The organism is Haloarchaeobius litoreus (assembly GCF_024495425.1).
Classification (GTDB): domain Archaea; phylum Halobacteriota; class Halobacteria; order Halobacteriales; family Natrialbaceae; genus Haloarchaeobius; species Haloarchaeobius litoreus.
On record NZ_JANHJR010000003.1, the window covers coordinates 51,391 to 74,740 of the forward strand.

The window sequence follows — 23,350 nt, forward strand, 5'->3', positions numbered from 1 at the left end:
GACCGATGGCCGGGGCATCCCTATCCCCCTCGGCAATAGACTCACATTCCCTCGGCGAATCATCTCCGCCATGGCCACGTACATATCGCTGGTCCGCCTCCGCGACAGGGACATCAACAGCGTCCAGGAGCTCGCCACGGTCTGGGGCGAACTCAAGGTCGAGACCGAGGAGTTCGACGCGACGCTCGAGGACACCTACGCCATCCTCGGGGACTACGACTTCGTCGTCGTCTTCGACGCGGCCGGCCGCGACGAGGCGTTCCGCGTCGCACTCGCGATGGAACGCCACGGCCTCGACATGCAGACGATGGAAGCCATCCCGACCGAGGACTTCGCCGAGCTCGTCACCGACATCTGAGGCCGTCGGTCAGCCGCCCGGTCCGCCGCCCGCTCAGCGAACCTTCGTGCCCGGCTCGGCGTCGCCGTGGGTCGTCAGCAGGTCGGCCTGCTCGCCCGCCGCGAGCACCATCCCGTTGGACTCGACGCCGAACAGTTCGGCCTTCTCCATGTTCGCCAGCAGGACGACCTTCGTCCCCGGCAGTTCGTCGAGGTCGTGGAGCTGCTTGATGCCGGCGACGACCTGGCGCGTCTCGAAGCCGATGTCGACCTCGAGCTTCGCCAGCTTGTCCGCGCCCTCGACGGGCACGGCGCTCTCGATGCGGCCGACGCGGATGTCCAGCGCCTCGAAGTCGTCGAAGCCGATGCGCTCGTCCAGCAGGGGGTCGAGTTCGTCGCTCACGTCCGAGCCGTCGTCGCCCCCCGACTCCTCGCTTTCGGTCTCGTCGTCTGCGTCGCCGGCTTCGTCGTCGCCCGACGCGGCCTCGGCGACGCGCTCGGCGAGCTTCTCGTTCAGCTCCTCGACGCGCTCGTCCTCGACCTGCTCGAACAGCTCGGCCGGCTCGTCGAACTCGGCCGCCGGGGGCTCCAGCGCGGCGTCGAGCGTCACGTCGTGTACGTCGCCCTCCCCGCCGACCTGGGCCCACGCGGCCTCAGCCTTCTCCGGGGCGACGGGCTCGATGAGGACGGTGACCGCCTTCGCGAGCTGGACGCAGTCGCGGATGACCGGCGCGGCCTCGTCGTCGTCGAGCTTCCAGGGCTCGTTGCGCTGGATGTACTCGTTACCGAACTGGGCGAGCTTCACCGCGGCGTCGCCGGCCTTCCTGATCTCGTACTCGTTGACCGCCGCCGTGAAGTCGTCGACGGCCTCCTCGATGCGCTCTTCGACCTCCGCGGAGAGGTCGGCGTCCGGCGTGCCGCCGAAGTTCCGGTAGGCGAAGAGCAGGCTCCGATAGAGGAAGTTGCCGACCGTCCCGACGAGTTCGCCGTTGACGCGCTCCTGGAAGCGGTCCCAGGAGAAGTCGAGGTCCTGCTGGAAGCCGCCCATCGTCGTCAGGTAGTACCGCAGCAGGTCCGGGTGGAACCCCTCGTCGAGGTACTCCTGCGCCCAGATGGCGCGGTTCCGCGAGGTGGAGAGGCCCTTCCCGTTGATGGTGACGAAACCGGTCGCACAGACCGCACGCGGCTCCGAGAACTCAGCGACCTCCAGCATCGCCGGCCAGAAGATGGTGTGGTGCTGGATGATGTCCCGACCGATGACGTGGACGACCTCGCCGCCCGCCTCGCCGGAGTCCGTCTCCTTCCAGACCTGCTCCCAGTCGTACTCGTCGGCCCCGACGCGGTCGCTGTACTGCTTCGTCGACGAGATGTACTCGATGGGCGCGTCCACCCAGACGTACAGCACGAGGTCCTCCTCGCCGGGGTAGTCGATGCCCCAGTCGAGGTCGCGGGTGATACACCAGTCCTCGAGGCCGGACTCGATCCACTCCCGCGGCTGGTTCCGGGCGTTCGACGTGCCCTCCAGCCGGTCGAGGAAGCCGCTGAGGTACTCCGACAGCTCGGACACCTCGAAGAACCGGTGCGGCCGCTCGCGGTACTCGGCCGGATTCCCCGTCCGCGTCGAGACGGGGTCCTCTATCTCGCCGGGTTCGAGGTGGCGGCCACAGCCCTCGTCGCACTCGTCGCCGCGGGCGTGCTCGCCGCAGTACGGGCAGGTGCCCTCGACGTAGCGGTCCGGCAGCGGCTGGTCCTCGATGGGGTCCCAGGCGACCTTGATCTCCTTCTCGTAGACGTAGCCCTTCTCCTCCAGCGTCTCCACGATGGACTGGGTGAGCTCGGTGTTCGTCTCGTCGTGCGTGTGCCCGTAGTTGTCGAACTCGACGTTGAACTGCGGGAACGTCTCCTGATACTGCTCGTGGTACTCCATCGCGAACTCTTCCGGCGAGACCCCGGCTTCGTCCGCGTTCACAGCGATGGGCGTGCCGTGCATGTCCGACCCGCAGACGAACGCCGTCTGCTGGCCCAGCTTCTCCAGGCTCCGGCTCAGCACGTCGCCGGCTGTGTACGATCTGAGGTGGCCGACGTGCAGGTCGCCGTTCGCGTACGGCAACCCACACGTCACCACCGCTGGCTGTGCCGTCGGGAAGTCGTCGTGGCTCATGTTGTCGTGAACTCTCGTACGGGCCTAAAACCCGCTGATTCCGGTCTGATGGCGATACCCGTCGTCGTCGGGAGTTCGGCGCGGCAGAATGCGGTCGCATGACCGACCCGGGCCGCCGTCGTCCATCCCCACGCACGGCTCACGCGGGGCGCATACGGCGGTTCGTCGGGACGCGATGGGTCGGCTGCGTCACTGATAGCTGGTTGCCCGTGAGTCTGTAAAAACGCTTCGCTGCTAGTACTCCCGGAACGCCCCGAGTTCCGGTCAGCAGCCAGAGATCGTCGATTTCTGGCCACGTCGCCAGACCACGTCTGGCAAGCAGTCAGTACGCGGAGCGTTCTGACAACGCAGCGAGCCGCGGGAGCGGAGCCCCCCGGGGCTTTCCGGCTGTCAGAGCCGAGGTGTGTTCCCACGAACAGGGGAGCAACCCTGCCACTGGTCCCGTTACGGCCAGCTTCGTTCGGGTCACGGTTCGAGTCGAACCGCGAGCCGACGGCATCCTTTTTCCACGGGACCCCCGAACCACACAGCAATGGACCGTCGTCGATTCCTGCGACGAGCCGCCGGCGTCGGGAGCTGCGTGGCGCTCGCGGGCTGTGCGGAGTTCGGTGACCCGCCCCAGTCCGGCGGTGGACCGGAGGACCTGCTGGTGACGGGGGTGAGCGCGAACCCGCACGGCGAGAACGTGGGCCTCGGGCTGGACCTCTACGTGGACCGGGCGGTGCCGACGAATCTGGATGCCGAGGGCGAGGTGACGGTCGGCGACCGGACGGCGACGGCGGCGCGCTCGGTCCGGCTGTCCGGCGAGCGCAAGTACGTCTCCGTACAGTTACTGTTCAGCGACGTGTCGACGGCTGACCAGCTTCCGGAGACGGTGTGGGCCCGGGCCCGGGTCGGGTACGGCGGTGAGATGACGGACTGGCACGAACTCAGCATCTGACCTGTTCGCACGCCAACAACTGTCAGAACGAGAGGAGATGTCTGACGCAGGTTTATGGTTCCCCGTGCACGGGATACGTAACATGCCGAAGAACCGGGTGGAAGACCTCGAGTCCACCGTGGACGAGCTCGAAGCGACCGTTCGCGGACTGACGGAGGAACTGGTCGAAACGAAAGAACGCGTTCGCATCCTCGAATCCGAACTCGAAGAGGAGCGAGCAGCCGACTCGGGCGTCGAGTCGGTCGACGAGATGCTCACGCCGGAACCGGGCGAGAGCGTCGACCGTTCCGAGGCCGAACAGGAGGAAGTGGAGCAGGCGGCCGCACAGGCCCGGAACGAAGCCGCTAAGGACCACGAGGGGGAAGGCGGGGACGACAGCGAGGAGTCCGAGCTCGGCGACGACATCATCGTCGCGTAATCCCCCCATCGCGGCCCCCGACGCCTGACCACCATGCACATCAAAGAACTCGTTCTGGACAACTTCAAGAGCTTCGGCCGCAAGACGCGAATCCCGTTCTACGAGGACTTCACCGTGGTCACGGGGCCGAACGGCTCGGGCAAGTCCAACATCATCGACGCGGTGCTGTTCGCGCTGGGGCTGGCCCGCACGCGGGGTATCCGTGCCGAGAAGCTCACCGACCTGATCTACAACCCCGGCCACGACGACGGCGACCGCTCCGGCGGCCCGCGCGAGGCCATCGTCGAGGTCGTCCTCGACAACACGGACCGCACGCTCACCCGTTCGCAGGTCGTCAACGCCGCCGGCAGCGACAACGTCGGCGACGTGGACGAGATACGGGTGAAGCGACGGGTGAAGGAGACCGAGGACAACTACTACTCGTACTACTACCTGAACGACCGCTCGGTCAACCTCTCGGACATCCAGGACCTGCTCGCACAGGCCGGGGTCGCGCCGGAGGGCTACAACGTCGTCATGCAGGGCGACGTGACCGAGATCATCAACATGACCCCGCACTCCCGACGGGAGATCATCGACGAGATCGCCGGGGTCGCGGAGTTCGACGCGAAGAAGGAGGACGCACTCGCGGAGCTGGAGACGGTGCAGGAGCGCATCAACGAGGCCGAGCTCCGCATCGAGGAGAAGCAGGCCCGCCTCGAACAGCTCGAGGACGAGCGCCAGACGGCGATGCGCTACCGACGCCTCCGCCGCGAGAAGGAGCAGTACGAGGGCTACCTGAAGGCCGCGGAACTGGAGGACAAACGCGAGGAGCGCGAGGCCGTCGAGGAGAAGATAGAGCGAAAGCAGGACGAGCTCGAGGAGCTCCAGCGCGACCTCGACCAGAAGCAGGGCACCGTCGTCCGCCTGCAGGAGGACCTCGAGGACCTCAACGCCGAGATCGAGCGCAAGGGCGAGGACGAACAGCTCGCCATCAAGCGCGAGATAGAGGGCATCAAAGGCGACATCTCCCGCCTGGAGGACAAGATCGAGGCGAGCGAGGAGAGCATCGAGGCTGCGGAGACGAAGCGGCGCGAGTCGTTCGTGAAGATCGACCGCAAGCAAGAGGAGGTCGACGACGTCGAGGCGGACATCCGCGAGACGAAGGTCGCGAAGTCCTCGCTGAAGGCCGACGTGGCGACGAAGCAGGGCGAGCTGGAGGAGGTCCAGGCCGAGATCGACGCCATCGACACGGAGTACGACGAGCTGAAGACCGACCTCCAGGAGAAGAAGGCGGAGCTCGAGGCCGAGCGCGACGCGGTCAACGAGCTCCAGCGCGAGAAGGACCGCCTCGTCGACGAGCGTCGCCGCCGCTCGAACGAGGCCAGCGAGATAGACGAGGACATCGAGGACCAGCGCGCGGGGATTCCGGACCTCGAAGCGGAGCAGTCCGACCTCGAGGACGAACTGGCGAAGGCCGAGCAGAACGTCGACTCCATCGCCTCGGTCGTCGATGACCTCAAGGCCGAGAAGGAGTCGTACCAGGACGACCTCGCGACCGTCGAGGACGACCTCCAGGCCGAACAGCAGAAGTACGCCGAACTGGAGGCGAAAGCCGGCGAGACCGGCGACTCCTCGTTCGGCCGCTCGGTGACGACGGTGCTCAACTCGGGCATCGACGGGGTGCGTGGCGCGGTCGCCCAGCTGGGCAGCGTCGCCCCCGACTACGCGACGGCGTGTGAGACCGCCGCCGGCGGGCGGATGGCCAACGTGGTCGTCCGCGACGACGTGGTCGGCCAGCAGTGCATCGAGCACCTCAAGTCGCGCAACGCGGGCCGGGCGACGATGCTCCCGATGAACAAGATGCGGGACCGCTCGCTCCCGAGCGCGCCCGACGTGCCCGGCGTCGTCGACTTCGCGTACAACCTCATCGACTTCGACGACGAGTACGCGGGCATCTTCAGCCACGTCGTCGGCGATACGCTCGTCGTCGAGGACCTCGACACCGCACGGGACATGCAGGGCGACTTCCGGCTGGTGACGCTCGACGGCGACCTCGTCGAGAAGTCGGGCGCGATGACCGGCGGCTCGTCGTCGGGCTCGCGCTACTCCTTCGACTCCTCCGGCGAGGGGCAGCTGAAGCGCGTCGCCGAGCGCATCTCCGAGCTGGAGGCGGAGCGCCAGTCGCTCCGCGAGGACATCCAGGCGGTCGAGTCGCGCCTCGACGACGCCCGCGACCGCAAGTCCGACGCGGTCGACGAGGTGCGCGGCATCGAGAGCGACATCGAGAGCACGGAACGCAAGATCGCCGAGCGCGAGCAGCGCATCGCCGACCTCCAGGACCGCCGCGAGGAGATAGAGGGCGAGCGCGAGTCCGTCGACGAGGAGATGCAGGAGATAGAGGCCGACATCGAGGAGAAGCAGGCCGAGATCGCCGAGCTCGAATCGGCGGTCGAGGACATCGAGTCCGAGCTCGCGGACTCGCGCATCCCCGAGCTCACCCGGAAGAAGGAGGCCATCCAGGAGGAGATCGACGACATCGAGGACCGGACGGACGACCTCGACGCCGAGCTCAACGAGCTCCAGCTGCAGAAGCAGTACGCCGAGGAGGCCATCGAGGACCTCCACGACGACATCGAGGCGGCCCAGAACGAGAAGGCGAAACACGAAGAGCGCATCGAGGAGCTTGAGGCCGACGTCACCGAGAAGGAGGAGACACTCGAATCGAAGCGCCGCGAGGTGCTCGAACTGGAGAACGAGCTCTCCGAGCTGAAGGACGAGCGCGAGGGGCTCCGCGAGGAGCTCCAGTCGGCCCAGCACGAGCGCGACTCGGTCCAGAAGCAGGTCGACGCGGTACAGTCGAAGCTCGACTCCTCCACGGAGAAGCGCGACCAGCTCGACTGGGAGATCGAGTCGCTGGCCGAGGAGGTCGGCGAGTACGACCCCGAGGACGTGCCCGATCACGACGTCGTCGTCGAGATGGTCGACTGCCTCCAGGCCGACATGGAGGCGATGGAGCCGGTGAACATGCTCGCCATCGACGAGTACGACGACGTGCGCGCGGACCTCGACGAGCTGGAGGCGGGCCGGGACACGCTCGTCGAGGAGGGTGACGCCATCCGCGAGCGCATCGACTCCTACGAGGCCCAGAAGAAGGAGACGTTCATGGACGCCTTCGAGGACATCGACGAGCAGTTCCAGGACATCTTCACGCGGCTCTCGAACGGGAGCGGGCGGCTCCACCTGGAGGACGAGGAGGACCCGTTCGACGGCGGCCTGACGATGAAGGCCCAGCCCGCGGACAAGCCCATCCAGCGCCTCGACGCGATGTCCGGCGGCGAGAAGTCCCTGACCGCGCTCGCGTTCATCTTCGCCATCCAGCGGCACAACCCGGCCCCGTTCTACGCGCTGGACGAGATCGACGCGTTCCTCGACGCGGTCAACGCCGAGCGCGTCGGCCAGATGGTCGACGAGCTCGCCGGCCAGGCCCAGTTCGTCGTCGTCAGCCACCGGACCGCGATGCTCGACCGGTCCGAGCGCGCCATCGGCGTGACGATGCAGGAGGACAACGTCTCTGCGGTCACCGGTATCGACCTGTCCGACGGCGATGCCGGCGACGTGGAGGTGTCCGCCGATGACTGATGGGAGCTCTTCGGCGGAGTCGAGCGGAGACCCGGACGCCTCGGGCGAGCAGCGTGGTGAGTCCGTGAAACAGAACGGCGATTCCCCGAAACAGGAGTCCCCGGAGCGGAACGGCGACACCCCCGAGGACATGCTCACCATCGCGGGACACGAGGACCGGACACCGCCGGACGAGGAGCCCGATTTCCTCGATGACGGGGACGGCGGCGACGACCCGGCCGACCCCGACGAGTTCTACGGCGACGGCGACGTCGAGGACGTGCTGCCGGGCGAGGACGACGAGGAGCCGAGCGACGACGACGCAGCCGCTGACGACGAGCTCGACGCGGTCCTGCCGGACGACGACGCCATCGGTGACTCGGACGACGACGAGGTCGAGCCGGTCGAGCTGCTCGTCCAGCTCGCGAAGCGGGGCGAGATCGACCCGTGGGACATCGACGTCATGCGGGTGACCGACCGGTTCCTCGACGCGCTGGAGTCGGTGGACCTGCGCACGTCGGGACGCGCGCTGTTCTACGCGAGCGTCCTCCTGCGGATGAAGGGCGACGAGCTCATCCACGGCAGCGACAAGCAGGACGAGGAGGAGCCCGCGCCGTGGGAGCAGCCGTTCGGGGACGAGCCGCAGTCGCCGCCGGCGGACCCCGACTTCGATCCGGTTGCGGGGCTGGAGGCCGAGATGGAACGCCGGCTCGAACGGAAGCACGCCCGCGGGACGCCGGAGACGCTGGACGAGCTGGTCCGGGACCTGCGCGAGGCCGAGCGCGGGACCTGGTGGAAGGAGGGCCGTGAGTACGACACGAGCGACTCGCCACAGGGGTTCCGCCGCGGGACGCAGACGCTCGACTACCACACGGGCGACGACCGCCGCGTCGACGACGAGCCGACCGAAGACGACGTGACGGGGACGACCCACGAGGAGGAGATCGAGGAGGTCATCGACGACGTGCGGGTGGCGCTCCGCGAGCACTACGACGCCGGGCGCGCCGAGGTGCTGTTCGCGGAGGTACAGGACAGCGGTGGCTCACGCGTCCTGACGTTTCTCGCGCTGCTCTTCCTCGCACACCGCGGACAGGTCACGCTCCAGCAGGACGAGCTGTTCGGTGACCTCTGGGTGCAGGACCCGGCCGCGACCGCCGTCTCGGACGAGGCGGTCGCCGACTGAACGCGGACAGCTCCGCACGCGCCCCGTTTTTGAGGGGTCGATATCGCTGTCTTCGACCCGAAGATAGATATGTTCAAATATCCTGTACGTTTTGTATGGGGGTAATTGCGGAGTTCTCGGTCGACACGGACGCGTTCGGTCCGTCGTCGGTCGGCGGGGGAGAGGTCCAGCTACAGTTCGAACCGATCGTGCCCACGTCGGGGGACGTGGCGCCGTACGTCTGGGTGACCGGAGACACCGACGGGTTCGAGCGGGCGATCGACGGGTCGGCGGCGGACGTCGGCTACGACGTGCTCGACAGACACGATGCGCGCGTTCTCTACCGGCTCCGGTGGGGGACGGAGCCCACCGGATTGCTGTCCATCTTCGTGGACACGAACGCGGCGGTGCTCGAGGCACGGGCGACCGACCGGTGGTTCTTCCGCGTCAGGTTCCCGGACGACACGAGCGTCACGCGCTTTCACGAACGGACCAGAGAGCACGGCTACGAACTCGACCTGCACCGGCTGGGTCGGTCAGCCGACGGCACGGACGAAGCGGACGGCGCCTACGGGCTGACACCGGAGCAGCGTGAGGCGCTGCTGTTCGCCGTCGAGACCGGCTACTTCGCCATCCCGCGGCAGTCGACGCTCGACGACATCGCCGCCGAGTTCGACATCTCGAACCAGGCCGCATCCGAACGGCTGCGACGAGCGACCGAGACCGTGCTCCAGAACGCACTCGACCAGGAACTCGACGAGCCGGTGCCTCGACGCGGCTGAGCGCCGTCCCGGTCACAGATATAAACCAGTTGAGATAGCAAGCATCGGTATCAAGGGGCCATAAGAAATATGTACACGCGACCGTCGTCCCGGTCACAGAGAGGGGGAAAGGGGGCGGCGGTCTGGCACGCGAGGTCGCCGATGTCAGGCGATCTGCGACGCCAGAACGCTCGCTGGGCTGGCTGGCCCACACCGCATCCACCGTCAGTCGAAGCCCATCACATCCGTCAGACGTCACCGCGATCTGCGTTCGCCAGCCCACCGCGGGCGTTTTCGACCCGATGACAGGGATTCTTGGTCTCCGACGACGACGTACCGGTAGATGGGACTGCTGAGTGGGTCCGACGACACCGACCGTGCAGAGGAGCTGTGCGAACTGGCGCGCGACGACCCGGCCGGCGCGGTCGCGCACGTCGACGAGCTACGCGACCTGCTCGCGGCCGGGGACGCGACGACGCGGGCGAGCGCAGCGGACGCACTGTACCACATCGCCGGCGCCGAGCCGGAAGCGCTCGTGGACTGCGTCGACGCCCTCATCACACAGCTCGACGACGACGACGCGAGCGCCCGCCGCCGTGCCGCCGACGCGCTCGCCGCCACCGCGGCGGGCGCGCCACGGACGTTCAGCGCGTGGGTCGAGTCGCTGGCACCCTCGCTCTCGACGGGCGACCCGTACGTGCGCGCGGCGGTCGCGTCCGTGTTCGCACAGCTCGCCGCCTCGGGCCCCAGCACGGTCCTCGACGCTGTCGAGGGCCTCCGCGACGCGACGACGGACGACGAGGAGTGGGACGTCCGGACGTACGCGACCGGTGCGCTGGCCGACGTGGCGACGCGCTACCCGGAGGAGGTGCTCCCCGTCGTGGACGACGCGGTTGCGAACGCCCGCGAGCCCGTGCCCGCGCTCCAGACCGCTTCCATCGACCTGCTCGCCGCCGTCGCCGTGTCCGACCCGGCCACCGTCCCGGAGGTCGACGAGCTGTTCGCCGAGCTCGTCCTCGACGCGCCGACGAGCCAGCGGCTGGCCGCGGCGTACGCCATCGGCCGAGTCGGGGTCGAGCATCCGGACCGGATACCCGAGGCACTGAGCGCGCTCACGACCGCCATCGGGGACGACGACGACCGGGTGAGCCGTGCCGCCGCGACGGCGTTCGTCACCGTCGCGACCGAGTACTCGGGCTCGGTGACCATCGGTGATGACCTCCGCCAGCGGCTCTGGTGGCTCGCCGACGACATCGACGCGCCGGTCGAGCAGCTGCTCGAGTCGGGCGAGTGACCACGGGAGGAAGCGACGGTCAGAGGCGCTCGCTGCCGCGGCGGAGCCGGTCGACCACGTAAGACCGCCGCCGGTCGACGGCGCGGTCGGTCTCGGCGACGCCGCGAACGGTCTCGACGGCGACCTGCTCGTGGAACAGCCCCGCGAGCGCACAGACCTCGGGTGGGTTCGCCGACGTACAGGTGTACGGCGCGACGACCTGCTCCTCGTTCGTCTCGCGCAGTTCCCGCGACTTCGACAGCGATAGCTCCATCACGCCGAGGTTCAGCGAGCGTGCCTGCCGCCCGCGCGAGGGGAAGAACCGCTCGTCGTCGGTCTCGACGACGTAGCCCTCGCGACACAGCGGACAGATGGAGCCGACCGCGGCGTCGATACCCTCGAGGAATCCACGCGCCGTCTCCTCGTCGGCGTCGAGCTGTGCCGCGATGCGCTCGACGAGCTCGTCGTCTGCGTCCATGCGAGTGACGGACGCGACGCGACGGCAAAAATCGGTCGGTGGGGCTGGCGACGCGACGGAGCCGACGCTCAGTCGAGGTACCGACCCGCCAGCAGGTCGACGCGCTCGCGGGTGTCCTCGGGGATCGCCTCGCTGGGCGTGTTGATGGTGCCCTCCAGCGCGGACCAGGCGTCGCTCTCGAAGTCGTCGGGCATCGACCGGACGGCCTCCTCGACGACGGCGTTGATGGACTCCTGGTTGGCGGCGGCGTTCTCCAGCACCTCGTCGAGCGTGACCTCGCTGTCGCGCTTCCAGACGTCGTAGTCCGTGACGCCGGTGACCGTCGCGTAGGACATCTCGGCCTCGCGGGCGAGCTTCGCCTCCGGAATCGCCGTCATGCCGACGACGTCCCAGCCCTGCTCGCGGTAGAACTCGGACTCCGACCGGGTGGAGTACTGCGGCCCCTCGATGCAGACGTAGGTGCCGCCCTCCTCGACGTCCGCGTCGGTGTCGGCGCGCTCGGCCGCGTCGGCGAGGTGGTCCACCATCGGCGGGTCGTACGGGTCCGCGAAGCCCATGTGGACGACCATGCCGTCGCCGAAGAAGGTGTGCTCGCGGTGGCTCGTCCGGTCGAAGATCTGCCGCGGCACGACGAGCGTCTGCGGCGGGAGGTCCTCGCGCAGGCTGCCGACCGCGTTCGTCGCGATGACGCGGTCGACGCCGACGGACTTCAGCGCGTAGATGTTCGCCCGGTACGGCGCGTTCGTCGGGGTGTGCTGGTGGTCGGGGCCGTGCCGGGGGAGGAACGCGACCTCCTTGCCCGCGAGTTCGCCGAGCGTGACCTCGTCCGAGGGCTCGCCGAACGGCGTGTCGACACGCTTCTGCTCCACGTTCTCGAGGGGCAGGGCCTCGTAGATGCCGCTGCCGCCGATGACGCCGATAGTCATGCTTCCACGAACTCGGGGCGCGCGTAAAACGGCTACGAGTCGTCGTGCGGACCGTCCGGGCCCGGCTCGTCGTCCGTGTAGAGCCCGACGACGGTCTCCAGTCCCCCCCGGTACGCCACCAGGTAGCCGAGGAGTCCCGCGCCAACGGCGTTCAGTATCGGGCCAGCGAGGTACAGCGGCTGTCCCCGAACCGCCGGAAACGGCGGCGCGAGCACGCCCTGTGCGACGAAGAAGACGGCTGCGACGGCAACCGCGAACACGACGGCGGCGAACTCGTCCCGGTCCGGGTGCGTCGCGCCGAATGCGAACGCGAGCCCGAGGACGACCCAGAGCGGGAGGGCGACGAGGTCCGGCACCATCGTCTGCCGGTCGAGCAGCCAGCGCAGCGGGTACGTCACGAGCCACGCCGGCAGCAGCAGCGGGAGGGACATCCTGAACCGCTGGACCAGCGACGGGTCGTCGCTGAGGGTCGGCACCTCGCCCTGTCGGGACGGCTCAGGCACCGTCGACCACCTCCAGCGCGAACAGGCGGCCGCCGCGGAGCGCGAACAGGTGTCCCGCGGCGTAGGCGAACCCGTTCGGTTCGGAGCCGGCGATCTCGTGGCGCACCTGTCTGTCCCCGGTCGACGGGTCACGCACCTCGACCCCGTGGGGAGTGTGGACGTAGAGATGGTCGTCGGTGCGGAGCAGTTCGTGCACTCCTGCTTGCCTGCCGACGGTCCAGCGCCGCTCGCCGGTCGCGCGGTCGAACGCGTGGAGTCGCCTGCCCTCGGTGGCACAGACGACGAGACCGTCGGCGACCGTCGGGTCGAGGAGCTGTGTCGACGTCGCCCGCTGCCAGCGGAGTGCACCGTCGTCGGTCGAGAACGCCTGGATGCGACCGCCCCCCTCGGTCTCCCCCGTCGCCAGGAGCGTGTCCCCGTCGACGGCGAGGTGCCGGCTCTCGTACTCGAACGCCGCCGTCGCCCACTGCTGGGTCCCGTCCTCGGCGTCGACAGCGACGAACGGGTAGTTCCCGTAGCGACCCCCCGCGCAGTAGAGCGTCCCGTCGGCGAACGCGAGTGGGTTCGCGACCAGCCGGCTGCCGTCGGGTCGCTCGCCCACCCAGTGTCGGAGGCCGGACTCCATTCCACGGGCCTCCAATCCCCGCCCGACGGTGAACAGCGTCGACCCGACCGGCAGGTAGGTGGAGAGGAAGCCCGCTCGCTCCACGGTTCGGTAGTCGTAGCCCGGGAGCCACCACTTCGAGTTCCCCTCACGCCCGAGGACGTAGAACCCGTCGCCGGTCGAACAGCAGACGTGCTCGCCCCCGAGTGCGACACCGTATCCCGATCCGGTGCGTGGACGGGCGCGCCACGCGATGGAGCCGTCGCTGACCTCCAGAGCGTAGACCGCGTCGTCCGTGACGGAGACGATGGCCCGACCGTCGGCGACGACGACCCGGTAGCCGGAGTCGCCGTCGAACGACCGTTCCCAGGAGAGTGAAAGCTCGGTGCCACCGGAGACGGGCACGTGGTTCCGCCGGCTGGGCGACCGCCCGGGCAGTAGCCACTCGTCGGTCGACACGGACGGGTCGGCGTCGAACGCGTCGCGGAAGGTGGAGGGCCGCAGGAGCTGCCCGCCGGCCAGCGTGCCGACGCCGGCGGCGAGCAGACTACGACGGGAGAGTCGGGTCGGGGACATGTCTCGGTTCCGCCTTGAGAGCCGGGGAATGAAATGTGTGTCGACGGCGGCCACGAACCGTGTACTCCGCACCCGTGTCACGTGCTATCGACCACTACTCGCATTGATACGACTGCGGAACGTTTCGATTCGTAATGGTCGAATCGCACACGAACACGAAGCTCACCGAGGGGGAGCTCGCCCGGCCGATGCTCCGGCTGGCGTGGCCACTGGTGGCCATCCAGCTGCTGCAGGTCACCTACAACCTCGCCGACACGGCGTGGCTGGGCGCGTACTCCTCGAACGCCGTCGGGGCGTTGAGCCTCGCGTTCCCGCTCATCTTCTTCCTCATCGCCGTCGGAGGCGGGTTCACGGCCGCCGGTGCCATCCTCGTCGCGCAGTACACCGGGGCGGACAGCGACGGCTCGGCGAGCCTCGTCGCGGGCCAGACCGTCGGCTTCGTCGGCGTGCTCTCGGTCGTCATCGGCGCCGTGGGCTACGTCCTGACGGACCCGATGCTCGCCGTGCTGCCGGCGGACCCCGAGACCCAGCGCGTCATCGTCCCGCTCGCCGCGGACTACATGCGGATCTTCTTCCTCGGGATGCCGTTCCTGTTCGGCTTCTTCGTCTTCGTCTCGCTGCTCCGGGGCTACGGCAACACCCGCACGCCGCTGCGCATCATGCTCGTCTCCGTCGCGCTGAACGTCGTGCTCGACCCGCTGGTCATCTTCGGCGTCGGCCCGTTCCCAGAACTCGGCATCGAGGGCGCGGCACTGGCGACCGTGTTCTCCCGCGGCGTCGCCACGCTGCTCGGCCTCTACTTGCTGTTTTGGACGGACGCCGGGCCGGACGTGGGCGCGTCCGACCTCGTACCCGACCTCGGGACCATCCGGGACATCGTCCGCATCGGCGTCCCCTCCGCGGCCGAGCAGTCGATGACCTCGCTCGCGCTCATCGCGCTGACCGGGATGGTCGCGACGTTCCCGCCCGCGGTCGTCACCGCGTACGGGCTGGGCAACCGCGTCATCTCGCTGGTGTTCCTCCCCGCGATGGGGCTCGGACAGGCGACGAACACCGTCGTCGGCCAGAACCTCGGCGCGGAGAAACCGGAGCGCGCCGAGCGCGCGACCTGGCTCGCCGCGAAGTTCGCCGCGGTCAGCCTGTTCGTCGTCGCACTCGTCATCTTCGCGGTGCCGACGCTGGTGCTGCGCCCGCTCCTCACGGCCGACACCGCACAGGCCGCCGAGACGCTGGTCTACGGGGCGGAGTACCTCCGCATCGCCGCCCCCGCGTTCGTGTTCATGGGCTTGTTCCCCGTGTTCCTCGGTGCGTTCCGCGGCTCCGGCGACACGAAGACCGCGCTGGTGTTCTCGGTGGTCGCGCTCTGGCTCGTGCGCGTCCCGACGACGTACGTGCTCGTGTTCGTCCTCGGCTGGGACGCCACGGGCGTCTTCGCGGCCGTCGCACTCGGCGACGTGGTCGGCGCTATCGCCGCGATGCTCTGGTTCACCCGCGGGACGTGGAAGACCGGTCTCGTCGACGATGGCCGGGAACGGGAGCCGGTGGTCGCCGACGGCGTGAGCGAGAGCGGTGCGGACTGACAACGCAGGGCGACCGTCGGTCACCCGGTCAGGGTCGGCCACCGACCGTCGACCGGTCGTCTCGTCCGTCGGTCAGGGTCGCAGGCCCCTCGGACCCTCCGTCACGAACACGGTACCCTGGTCCGCGCCGTACTCCCCGGTCAGCTCCCCCGCGGCCAGCACCGACCCCTCCAGGCCGACGGTGGACGCCACGCGAGCACGACGCGTCGCCGGCGGGAGGTCGAGGTCGATGTCGAGCGCGTACACCCTGAACCGGTAGGTCTCGACCTGCTCCGGCGGCGGTGACGGGCCACCCCACCCCTGCCGCAGGAAGTCGTTGTACCCCTCGGTCGCTCCGTCGAGCGGTTCACCTCGCGGGAGGACGGTCGTCTCTGGATCCACACCCCAGGCCTGCCAGTGCACCCACCCGTGGTCGACCACGTCGGCCGCCTCGGGATGGACCATGGTCACGAGCAGCGACTCGGCCGCGTCGGGTACGCCCTCGATCCGGAGTTCGGGGCGCTCGTTCTCGTTTACGAACCCGGTCCAGTCGGGGAGTCGCTCCCCGTCCTCGAAGTCCGGACTGGTCACCGTGAGCGGTGCTGCGTCCTCCAGCGCTGCGGTCAGGTCTGCTATCATCCACCGCGATTTCACGACCCCACAACAAATATCTTTGTACGGATAGAACCAGAGCTAAATATTACCGCCAGGTCGGTGCGCGCCGAACTCCCAGTCAGCCGAGTCGACTCAGGTCAGCGTCCAGCCGCCCTCGTCGGTCGACGCCACGATGTCGCGGCGCTCCATCTCGGAGAGCACCTCGCTCATGCGGTTCGGCTGGGCGATCTCCATCTCGATGCGCTGGAGGTCGTGGTCCTCAGCGAGGAAGTGCCGGATGTCCGCCTTCTGGAACGACGACTGCTCGTGGCGCTCCATCAGCCCGGAGATGATGTCGATCATGTCCTCGATGAAGTTCCACGGGTACACCATCCACGCCCACTCCTCCAGCCGCTCGCCGACGTAGTCCGGCTCGAACTCGCTGGTCTGGAGCAGCTGGAGCGTCGCCGTCTTCACCGTGCCCGCGTTGCGCTCCTCGACGTACTCCTCGGCGCGACGGATGCTCCCGCCGGTGTCCGCGATGTCGTCGATGATGAGGACGTCCTTGCCCTCGACGCTGCCCTCCGGCATCGGGTACCGGACCTGCGGCTCGTCGGCCTTCTGGGCGGTGCCGACGTAGTGCTCCATCTTCAGGCTCGTCAGGTCGTCCATCCCGAGGAAGTCACAGATACACCGCCCCGCGAACCAGCCCCCACGGGCGAGTGCGACGATGACGTCCGGCTCGAAGGAGTCCTCCTTGACGTCCTCGCTGACGTCCCGACAGAGGCCGTAGATGTACTCCCAGTTCGTGATGGTGCAGTTGAAATCCTCCGGGAGGTCGCTCATACCCGGGACTCGCGCGTGTCGGCACTTAACCGTTTTCAGGTTCCGCGAGTGTCCGTGTCCGTCGGTGGCGCTCGAGCGAGGTCGCAGGTAGCGAACCGCGGCTCGGACGGGAAAGGCACAAAGCCTCCCCCCTCGTTCGTCCACGTGATGCACGCGATCTTCGCTGGACACGACGAGCACGAGTTGGTACGCGAGCTGGAGGCAGTCGGGTTCACGGTCCACGTCGTCGACGGCGTCGCGAACCGCCCCGGGCTGGAGGAGGCCGGAATCGTCGACGCGGAGCTGTTCGTCCTGACCGACGTGGGGCAGGCGACCGGCATCCCGGTCGCGAAGGACCTGAACCCGGACGTGCGGGTCGTCGTCTACTCCGACGACTCGCTGCCGGAGTTCGTCAGCGGCCAGGCCGACCTGGCGGTGGATCCGGCGCTGCTCGATCCGGCGACGGTCGCCGAGGAGCTGGCTGGCCAGTAACGAGCTGTTGTGCTCTGGTCCGTCCCAGTCGTGACCGGCGCGGCCGGGCCGGCAGGGACGACGGCACTGGTCGTCGTGGACGCAGTGACTGGCCGACTGGACCGCGCGCGAGACGGTGTGGTGCACGACGACACGTTTCACTCGACGGGGGCGTCGCGCACAGAGTACAACGGTTTCGACAGGGAGACGGCTCGAAGGTCCGGGATTCGACCGATTTCGGTCGTCGTACCGTGTGCGATACAGTCGCACGTTCTCCAGCGACGAGACGAACGCACGACTGTTCAAGACCGTTCAGAACCGCTAAATCGTCTGTACGGTTGTACCGGTTCAAGTAGATAGGTGCACTCCCATCGGGTGGAGACCACGAGGACACAGATAGGTCGGTGTCAGAGGGTCACTCCCTCGTTCCCTGACAGGCGTGGTCTCCCGGTACTGGATATCATCCAGCATCACTCCCCCTTCCCTTTCGACGACCCGAACACCCGCCAGCCGTCGGCTCAGTCCTCGCGACGTGCCAGCCCGACCAGATGTGGGGCCTGGGGCACGACGAGCTCCGCGACACCGAGCTGGACCGCGGCCTCGCTCCCCGGCAGACAGCAGACGAGCACGCCCTTGTCGATGCCGGCCATCGCCCGTGTGGCGATGGTCCGGGTGCCGATCTCCTCGTAGGAGAGCCGTCGGAACAGCTCGCCGAAACCGGGGAGCTCCTTGTCGAGCAACGGTCCGACGGCCTCGACGGTCACGTCGTCGGGCGTGACGCCCGTCCCGCCGGTCGTGACGACGAGGTCCACGTCGTCGCGGTCGACGAGCCGGTCGACCGTCCCCTGCACGCTGTCGTACTCGTCGGGTATGAGCTCGCGGACGGTGACCTCGTGGCCCTCGTCGGTGAGGAGCGTCTCGATGCGGTCGCCCGAGGAGTCGTCGTCCAGCGTGCGCGTACTCGACACCGTGAGGACCGCGACCTCGAGGTGGTGGTCGTCGTGCTGGTGGTGTCCGTGGTCCGAATGGGGGTCGCGTCCGTCATCGGCGTCGCGTCCGTCATCGGCGTGCTCGCTCATGTCCGACGGGTTCCGGCGGCGACGGCATAGCTCTTGTCCGGGTTGCCCGCGTCGGCACGCTTTTGCCAGCGCCGCGAGTCGCCTTGCGCATGAAAGCGGTCCAGTTCTCCGAGCACGGCGACGCCGACGTCATCGAGTACGACGACTACCCGACACCGGAGCCCGACGACGACGAGGTGCTGGTCGACGTGAAGGCCGGCGCGCTCAACCACCTCGACGTGTGGACCCGGCGAGGGCTCCCCGGCCTCGACCTGGAGATGCCACACATCCCCGGAAGCGACGCTGCGGGCGTCGTCGAGGCCGTCGGCGCGGACGTGTCGCGCTTCGAACCGGGCGACCACGTCGCGGTCTGGTCCGGAACCGCGACCGACGACGACGAGTTCACCCGGAAGGGCGACCCGACGCTCTCGCGGAGCTTCAAGGTCATCGGCGAGCACCTCCCCGGCGTCCACAGCGAGTACGCCACCCTGCCCGCCGAGAACCTGGTTCCGGTGCCGGAAGACGTGTCCTGGGAGACGGCGGCGGCCGCACCGCTCGTCTTCGGCACCGCCTGGCGGATGCTCGTCTCGCGCGGCGACGTGACCGCCGGCGAGTCCGTGCTGGTGCTCGGTGCCTCGGGCGGGGTCGGCCACGCGGCGGTCCAGATAGCGGACTACGCAGGGGCGGAGGTGTACGCCACCGCGAGCAGCGAGGAGAAGCTGGAGTACGCCCGCGACTGCGGTGCGGACCACGTCTGCAACTACGAGGAGGAGCGCTTCGCGTCGTGGATTCGCGAGACGACCGACGGGCGGGGCGTCGACGTGGTCGTCGACCACATCGGCGAGGAGACGTGGGAGGACTCGCTGAAGTGCCTCGCGCCCGGCGGCCGCCTGCTCACCTGCGGCGCGACGACCGGCCCGTACGCCGAGACGAACGTCAACCGGGTGTTCTGGAGCCAGCTCCAGATCATCGGCTCGACGATGGCGACCCCCGGCGAGGCCGAGACGGTCCTCGAACTCGTCTGGGACGGCACGTTCGAGCCGCGCATCCGCGAGACGCTGCCGATGAGCGAGACGGGCCGCGCCCACGAGCTACTGGAGAACCGTGAGGGCTTTGGGAAGGTGGTCGTAATTCCGGACAGTGAGCTCTGACGCCGAATCGCCGGAGAAGGGGGCCGGGGAGAGCGGGACGCCCACCATCGACGGGGGTACCGAGACGGCCGACGACGACAGCGAGGGCTACGTCCACCGACCGGCCGAGGGTACCCACCCCGAGGCCGTCGACCGGGAGTGGAACTGGCGCGGCTGGGTGGTCGTCGCCGTGGTCGCCTTCTCCTTCCTCGTGATGCCGGTGGTCATCCTCTACCGGCCGCCGTCGCTGCCGTACTGGGTCGCGCTGCTCGCGTTCCCGATGCTGCCGGCGCTGTTGCTCGGACTCGTCGCGGTCTGGGGGACGACGCGGCCCTAGCTCAGGGGGACCCGGCCGAACGTTGACTCCAGCTGGTCGACGATCGCCTGCGCCTGGGCCACGTCCGACACCGGCGTCCCGTCCCGCTCCGCGTAGTCGAGCAGGTCACGCCGCAGTCGCCACGCCTCGAACGTCGTCAGTGTCGGCTCGCCGGCCTCGAGTTTCCGGGCGATGTTGAGGGCCCACCAGGGCTGTGGGTCGTCCTCGTCGTGCCCCGTCAGTCGCTCGACCATCACGTGGTGGACGAGCCACAGTTCGCCACGCGAGAGCGTCAAGCCGGTCGATTTCGGTGGATTTCGTGCTGACGACATCTGTGGATGACCGCCTCCAGGCTATGCTACGACCCACCGCGACATAATCCTTGCTACGTGTTAACACATACTCTCCACGGGCCAGCCCGGACCCTCAGTCGAAATCGCGGCGCATCGCGATCTCGAACCAGGGACAGAGGCGGAGCTGACGGTAGAACTCGGGGTTGTCGTGGAGGTGCTCGTAGGGGGCCCACATCAGGCCCTCGACCTCCGCCGGGTCGGGGTCGAGCGTGGTGTCGGTGAGCGTGAGCTTCAGCACGGCACAGACCTCGTGCTCGACGCCGGCGTTCTCGAAGTAGCGCTTGTACTCGAAGCGGTCCGTGAGCTGGAGGTTGTCGTACTGGTCGGGCGTGATGCCGAGTTCCTCCTCGAGGCGCTCGCGGGTCGCTTCCTCCTGACTCTGGCCCTCGACGGGATGCGAGGCGACCGTGCCGTCCCACCAGGTGCCCCAGAGACGCTTGTCGGCGGCGCGCTGTGCGAGCAGGATGTTCTCGTCCTCGTCGAACACGAGCGAGGTGAACGCCCGGTGGCGGATGCCCTCACCGGTGTGGGCATCCAGCCGGTTGACGAGTCCCTGTTCGTTGTCGTCCGGGTCGACCGCGATGACCTCCTGCCCCGCGTTCTTGTGCGGGAGGTCCTCGGCCGCGCCGTCGGACGGGTCAGACGTACTCATGGCTCAACAATCGAGCACCCTGCTAAAATGGACTTCGACTCGTCACGGCTCGGGGCGATACCGTTCACCGACCGGGAGTTCCAGACAGCGTGGCCGGGACTCGACGGTGAGTTCGTCGGTGGCGAGGCGCTCGCCGTCGAGGCTGAAGCCGGCCGGCTCGTCGCCGTGGACCGAGAGGTGCAGTCGCGGCGCGAGCACCCGCGTCAGGTGGTCGGCGTCCCGGCGGAGGAACCGGCTGACCGCCTCCTCGGTCGCCAGCGAGTACGCGGGTTTCGACTCGATGAGGACTACGTTGAGCAGGCCGTCCTCCATGTTTGCCTGGGTGCCGGGTTCACCGACGAACCGCCGACCGTTGCCGACGAGGATGCCGATGGCGGACCCGGTCCACACGTCCGCGCCCTCGTCGTCGCGGATCTCGACGTCGATGCCCTCGAAGGTGCGGTACTCGCGGAGCGTGGCGATGACGTACGCGAGCGCCCCCCACCTCCTCTTGAGCTCCGGCGTCGTGCTGACGCTGGCGTCGGCGGTCAACCCGCCGACACAGGAGTTGACGAACCGCCGGCCGTTCGCGTCGCCGAGGTCGATGCGGCGACGGCGACCGGTGTCCAGCACGTCGAAGGCGTGCTCGAGACCCCGGATGCCGACCCGCGCCGCGAAGTTGTTCCCGGTCCCCGCCGGGACGACGCCGACGGTCGTCTCCGCGAGCGCGCCCGCGTCGTCGATGCCGGCGACGACCTCGTTGAGCGTGCCGTCGCCGCCGCCGGCCGCGATGGTCGCGATGCCCTCCCCCGCGGCGGCCCGCGCCAGGTCGTACGTCTCGCCGCGCGCCGTCGACTCGCGCACCTCGAAGCCCGCCGTGGCCGCCAGCCGTTGCGTTCTGTCGGTGTGTCGACCGCCGGCGCTCTTCGGGTTCAACAGGAGTACTGAGTCGGTCATCGGTCGCTGGTGGTGACGCAACGACAAAGGCCTTGGCCCGTGACTGGCGAGTCGTGTTCGCCCTCGACCTGCACACCCACACGCGATTCTTCCACGGCCGGCAGCGCCTCGGCGACCGGTTCGACCCGATGGGGGTCCGGGCACTCGCGGCAGTGGCCCGCTGGCGAGGGCTCGACGCGCTCGCGCTGACCAACCACGACTACTACACGCCGTTCGTCGCCGCGGACCCGGTGCTGCTCCCGGGCATCGAGATCTCCACGAGCGGCGGCCACCTCCTCGTCGTCGGTCCGGACCCGCCACGACGGACGGTCCCCGGCGAGCTCTCGCCGACCGAGGCGGTGGAGCTGGCCCACGACCGGGACTGCGCGGCCATCATGGCACATCCGTTCCGGAACAGCGACCTCCGCAAGGTGGATGCACCGTTCGACGCGGTCGAACTCAACGGGAAGCATCTCGAACGCCGCACCCGCGTGGAGCGAATCGCGAGTCGGCGCGACCTCCCGCTGGTCGGTGGGAGCGACGCGCACTTCCCGTTCGAGGTCGGGCGCGCCCACACCGTCGTCGACGCGCCGGAACCGACGGCAGCGGCGGTCGTCGACGCGATCCGTGACGGGCGCGTCTCGGTTCGGACTGCGCCGACGCGGCTCGACCGGGCGCTCGCACCGCTGTACGACGTGGTACACCGCGGAAAAGGCCACTGACGACTCTACTCACCGCCACCTGCACCGCCGCACGCCGGTACCGCAGCCCGTTCCCCTGGGATGACCACCCAACCCCTATCTCGTGCCGTTCAAACCTCGGATTCGACCGTCTGTGCCATCAGCGACTTGATACCGCCGTACAGCCCGAGCACGGCAGCGCCACTGAAGAAGCCGCCGATGGCAGTCACCAGTCGGACGTCCTGCGGGATGCCGAACGCGGTCGGCCAGAGCGTGATCCAGAACGTGAACAGCAACACCATCTGGGCGAGCATCATCATCACGAACGCCGCGCCCGTGTCGACGCTCGCCTCCAGTTTGACGTCGTCCTCACCGAACCGTTTGCTGGGGGTGGCCATGTGAACCAGTTAGCGTTTCCGTTGGTTACCAGATATAGTTATCTGTTGGTTACCTACCAGAACCACCGCGGTATAAAGTGTTTGTGGCCGTCGGTATCGGCGGAATCGATAGACACCCGGGGGGCGTAATGGTTGCATACCGCGTGGCAACCAGCCGTTACTACCTCAGCCGAGCCGTTCGTCGAGGATGAGTCGGGTCTTCGTAGAGACGACCTCCTCCATCTCGCGGGCCTGCGTGATGAGGTCGTTCACACCCTGGGTGTCGGCGCAGTCGACCACGAGCACGACGTCCTCCTCCCCGGAGACCTGCCAGACGAAGTCCACCTCGGTCCAGTCGGCCATCCGCTCGGAGATCTGGGTCGTCTCGACGTCCATCGCGACGCCGATCTCGATCATCGCCTTGACGTTCCCCGTGCGCGTGGCGACGGTGAACCGTTCGATCACGTCGTCGCCGGTCATCCGTTCGACCCGGTTGCGGACCGTCCCCTCGCTCGTGCCGACCTCCTCGGCGATCTCGGTGTAGGGCGTCCGGGCGTCCCGCCGGAGGATGTTCAGTATCTCGCGGTCGAGTTCGTCCATGGAGGTGGTCACCTACCACCGGGGCCCACTTGACGATTACGAAATTCGTAACGACGCTTCGAAAGCAAGGTTTATTGACGTG

General features: G+C 68.4%; 25 protein-coding genes. 12 read left to right on the forward strand and 13 right to left on the reverse strand.

The annotated features are described in order from the left end of the window. The first annotated feature begins 70 nt into the window (after positions 1–70). Positions 71–358, forward strand: a complete 288-nt coding sequence (locus tag NOW55_RS12620; protein ID WP_256400466.1) for a GYD domain-containing protein — start codon at positions 71–73, stop codon at positions 356–358. 33 nt (positions 359–391) lie between these two features. On the opposite strand, the gene metG is transcribed toward NOW55_RS12620, so the two are convergent. Then, positions 392–2,497, reverse strand: a complete 2,106-nt coding sequence (gene metG / locus NOW55_RS12625) for a methionine--tRNA ligase (RefSeq protein ID WP_256400467.1) — start codon at positions 2,495–2,497, stop codon at positions 392–394. Positions 2,498–3,029: 532 nt separating this feature from the next. Between metG and NOW55_RS12630 the strand changes: the two genes are divergently transcribed. The 6 genes from NOW55_RS12630 to NOW55_RS12655 all read left to right on the forward strand — a co-directional run bounded on the left by NOW55_RS12630 (position 3,030) and on the right by NOW55_RS12655 (position 10,672). Then, positions 3,030–3,437, forward strand: coding sequence for a hypothetical protein (locus tag NOW55_RS12630; RefSeq protein WP_256400468.1), 408 nt, complete (start codon positions 3,030–3,032; stop codon positions 3,435–3,437). A gap of 82 nt (positions 3,438–3,519) precedes the next feature. Then, on the forward strand, positions 3,520–3,855 hold the full coding sequence (locus tag NOW55_RS12635; RefSeq protein WP_256400469.1) for a DUF7518 family protein: 336 nt from the start codon (positions 3,520–3,522) through the stop codon (positions 3,853–3,855). 33 nt (positions 3,856–3,888) lie between these two features. Next, positions 3,889–7,476: a chromosome segregation protein SMC gene (smc, locus tag NOW55_RS12640; protein ID WP_256400470.1), complete on the forward strand. Its 3,588-nt coding sequence runs from the start codon at positions 3,889–3,891 to the stop codon at positions 7,474–7,476. Continuing rightward, positions 7,469–8,638 (forward strand): segregation/condensation protein A, encoded by a 1,170-nt coding sequence (locus tag NOW55_RS12645; RefSeq protein ID WP_256400471.1) that lies wholly within the window; start codon positions 7,469–7,471, stop codon positions 8,636–8,638. The genes smc and NOW55_RS12645 overlap by 8 nt, the downstream gene beginning before the upstream one ends. A gap of 95 nt (positions 8,639–8,733) precedes the next feature. Next, positions 8,734–9,399, forward strand: coding sequence for a helix-turn-helix domain-containing protein (locus NOW55_RS12650; RefSeq protein WP_256400472.1), 666 nt, complete (start codon positions 8,734–8,736; stop codon positions 9,397–9,399). A gap of 322 nt (positions 9,400–9,721) precedes the next feature. After that, positions 9,722–10,672 (forward strand): HEAT repeat domain-containing protein, encoded by a 951-nt coding sequence (locus tag NOW55_RS12655; RefSeq protein WP_256400473.1) that lies wholly within the window; start codon positions 9,722–9,724, stop codon positions 10,670–10,672. Positions 10,673–10,691: 19 nt separating this feature from the next. Here NOW55_RS12655 and NOW55_RS12660 read toward each other — a convergent pair whose 3' ends face one another. From NOW55_RS12660 to NOW55_RS12675, 4 genes are all read right to left on the reverse strand, one after another. Then, positions 10,692–11,129, reverse strand: coding sequence for a hypothetical protein (locus tag NOW55_RS12660; protein WP_256400474.1), 438 nt, complete (start codon positions 11,127–11,129; stop codon positions 10,692–10,694). 68 nt (positions 11,130–11,197) lie between these two features. Continuing rightward, on the reverse strand, positions 11,198–12,055 hold the full coding sequence (gene mtnP, locus NOW55_RS12665) for an S-methyl-5'-thioadenosine phosphorylase (protein WP_256400475.1): 858 nt from the start codon (positions 12,053–12,055) through the stop codon (positions 11,198–11,200). 32 nt (positions 12,056–12,087) lie between these two features. Next, the gene (locus NOW55_RS12670) at positions 12,088–12,558 is read right to left on the reverse strand and encodes a hypothetical protein (RefSeq protein WP_256400476.1); all 471 of its coding nucleotides are present in this window, start codon (positions 12,556–12,558) and stop codon (positions 12,088–12,090) included. Continuing rightward, positions 12,551–13,738 (reverse strand): outer membrane protein assembly factor BamB family protein, encoded by a 1,188-nt coding sequence (locus NOW55_RS12675; RefSeq protein ID WP_256400477.1) that lies wholly within the window; start codon positions 13,736–13,738, stop codon positions 12,551–12,553. Before NOW55_RS12675 ends, NOW55_RS12670 begins: the two co-directional genes overlap by 8 nt. Before the next feature lie 134 nt (positions 13,739–13,872). Here NOW55_RS12675 and NOW55_RS12680 point away from each other — a divergent pair, with 134 nt between their 5' ends. Beyond that, on the forward strand, positions 13,873–15,318 hold the full coding sequence (locus NOW55_RS12680) for an MATE family efflux transporter (protein ID WP_256400478.1): 1,446 nt from the start codon (positions 13,873–13,875) through the stop codon (positions 15,316–15,318). Positions 15,319–15,390: 72 nt separating this feature from the next. Here the strand turns inward: NOW55_RS12680 and NOW55_RS12685 are convergent, their stop codons facing one another. Both NOW55_RS12685 and NOW55_RS12690 read right to left on the reverse strand, forming a co-directional pair. After that, on the reverse strand, positions 15,391–15,936 hold the full coding sequence (locus tag NOW55_RS12685; RefSeq protein WP_256400479.1) for a YbhB/YbcL family Raf kinase inhibitor-like protein: 546 nt from the start codon (positions 15,934–15,936) through the stop codon (positions 15,391–15,393). A gap of 108 nt (positions 15,937–16,044) precedes the next feature. Continuing rightward, positions 16,045–16,737 (reverse strand): phosphoribosyltransferase, encoded by a 693-nt coding sequence (locus NOW55_RS12690; protein ID WP_256400480.1) that lies wholly within the window; start codon positions 16,735–16,737, stop codon positions 16,045–16,047. Between the two features lie 147 nt (positions 16,738–16,884). Between NOW55_RS12690 and NOW55_RS12695 the strand changes: the two genes are divergently transcribed. Next, on the forward strand, positions 16,885–17,208 hold the full coding sequence (locus NOW55_RS12695; RefSeq protein WP_256400481.1) for a DUF7126 family protein: 324 nt from the start codon (positions 16,885–16,887) through the stop codon (positions 17,206–17,208). Positions 17,209–17,705: 497 nt separating this feature from the next. Here the strand turns inward: NOW55_RS12695 and NOW55_RS12700 are convergent, their stop codons facing one another. Continuing rightward, entirely contained in the window at positions 17,706–18,266 is a 561-nt protein-coding gene (locus NOW55_RS12700) for a MogA/MoaB family molybdenum cofactor biosynthesis protein (RefSeq protein ID WP_256400482.1), read from the reverse strand. An 89-nt stretch (positions 18,267–18,355) separates the two neighbouring features. On the opposite strand from NOW55_RS12700, the gene NOW55_RS12705 reads away from it, so the two are divergent. Together NOW55_RS12705 and NOW55_RS12710 are read left to right on the forward strand one after the other, a co-directional pair. Continuing rightward, on the forward strand, positions 18,356–19,396 hold the full coding sequence (locus NOW55_RS12705; protein WP_256400483.1) for a zinc-binding dehydrogenase: 1,041 nt from the start codon (positions 18,356–18,358) through the stop codon (positions 19,394–19,396). Further along, positions 19,386–19,712 carry a DUF7977 family protein gene (locus tag NOW55_RS12710; RefSeq protein ID WP_256400484.1) on the forward strand — a complete coding sequence of 109 codons (327 nt, stop codon included), beginning with the start codon at positions 19,386–19,388 and terminating at the stop codon, positions 19,710–19,712. Before NOW55_RS12705 ends, NOW55_RS12710 begins: the two co-directional genes overlap by 11 nt. Here NOW55_RS12710 and NOW55_RS12715 read toward each other — a convergent pair. The 3 genes from NOW55_RS12715 to NOW55_RS12725 form a co-directional block, all read right to left on the reverse strand. Further along, the gene (locus NOW55_RS12715) at positions 19,709–20,023 is read right to left on the reverse strand and encodes a DUF7853 family protein (RefSeq protein ID WP_256400485.1); all 315 of its coding nucleotides are present in this window, start codon (positions 20,021–20,023) and stop codon (positions 19,709–19,711) included. The genes NOW55_RS12710 and NOW55_RS12715 overlap by 4 nt on opposite strands. Positions 20,024–20,117: 94 nt before the next feature. After that, on the reverse strand, positions 20,118–20,696 hold the full coding sequence (locus NOW55_RS12720; RefSeq protein ID WP_256400486.1) for an NUDIX hydrolase: 579 nt from the start codon (positions 20,694–20,696) through the stop codon (positions 20,118–20,120). Positions 20,697–20,738: 42 nt separating this feature from the next. Then, complete coding sequence (locus tag NOW55_RS12725; RefSeq protein WP_256400487.1) at positions 20,739–21,632, reverse strand: diacylglycerol/lipid kinase family protein; 894 nt, start codon at positions 21,630–21,632, stop codon at positions 20,739–20,741. A gap of 53 nt (positions 21,633–21,685) precedes the next feature. Here NOW55_RS12725 and NOW55_RS12730 point away from each other — a divergent pair, with 53 nt between their 5' ends. Continuing rightward, on the forward strand, positions 21,686–22,333 hold the full coding sequence (locus tag NOW55_RS12730; protein WP_256400488.1) for a PHP-associated domain-containing protein: 648 nt from the start codon (positions 21,686–21,688) through the stop codon (positions 22,331–22,333). An 89-nt stretch (positions 22,334–22,422) separates the two neighbouring features. Here the strand turns inward: NOW55_RS12730 and NOW55_RS12735 are convergent, their stop codons facing one another. Both NOW55_RS12735 and NOW55_RS12740 read right to left on the reverse strand, forming a co-directional pair. Next, positions 22,423–22,689, reverse strand: coding sequence for a hypothetical protein (locus NOW55_RS12735; RefSeq protein WP_256400489.1), 267 nt, complete (start codon positions 22,687–22,689; stop codon positions 22,423–22,425). Between the two features lie 165 nt (positions 22,690–22,854). Continuing rightward, positions 22,855–23,268 (reverse strand): Lrp/AsnC family transcriptional regulator, encoded by a 414-nt coding sequence (locus tag NOW55_RS12740; RefSeq protein WP_256400490.1) that lies wholly within the window; start codon positions 23,266–23,268, stop codon positions 22,855–22,857. Between the last annotated feature and the right edge of the window lie 82 nt (positions 23,269–23,350).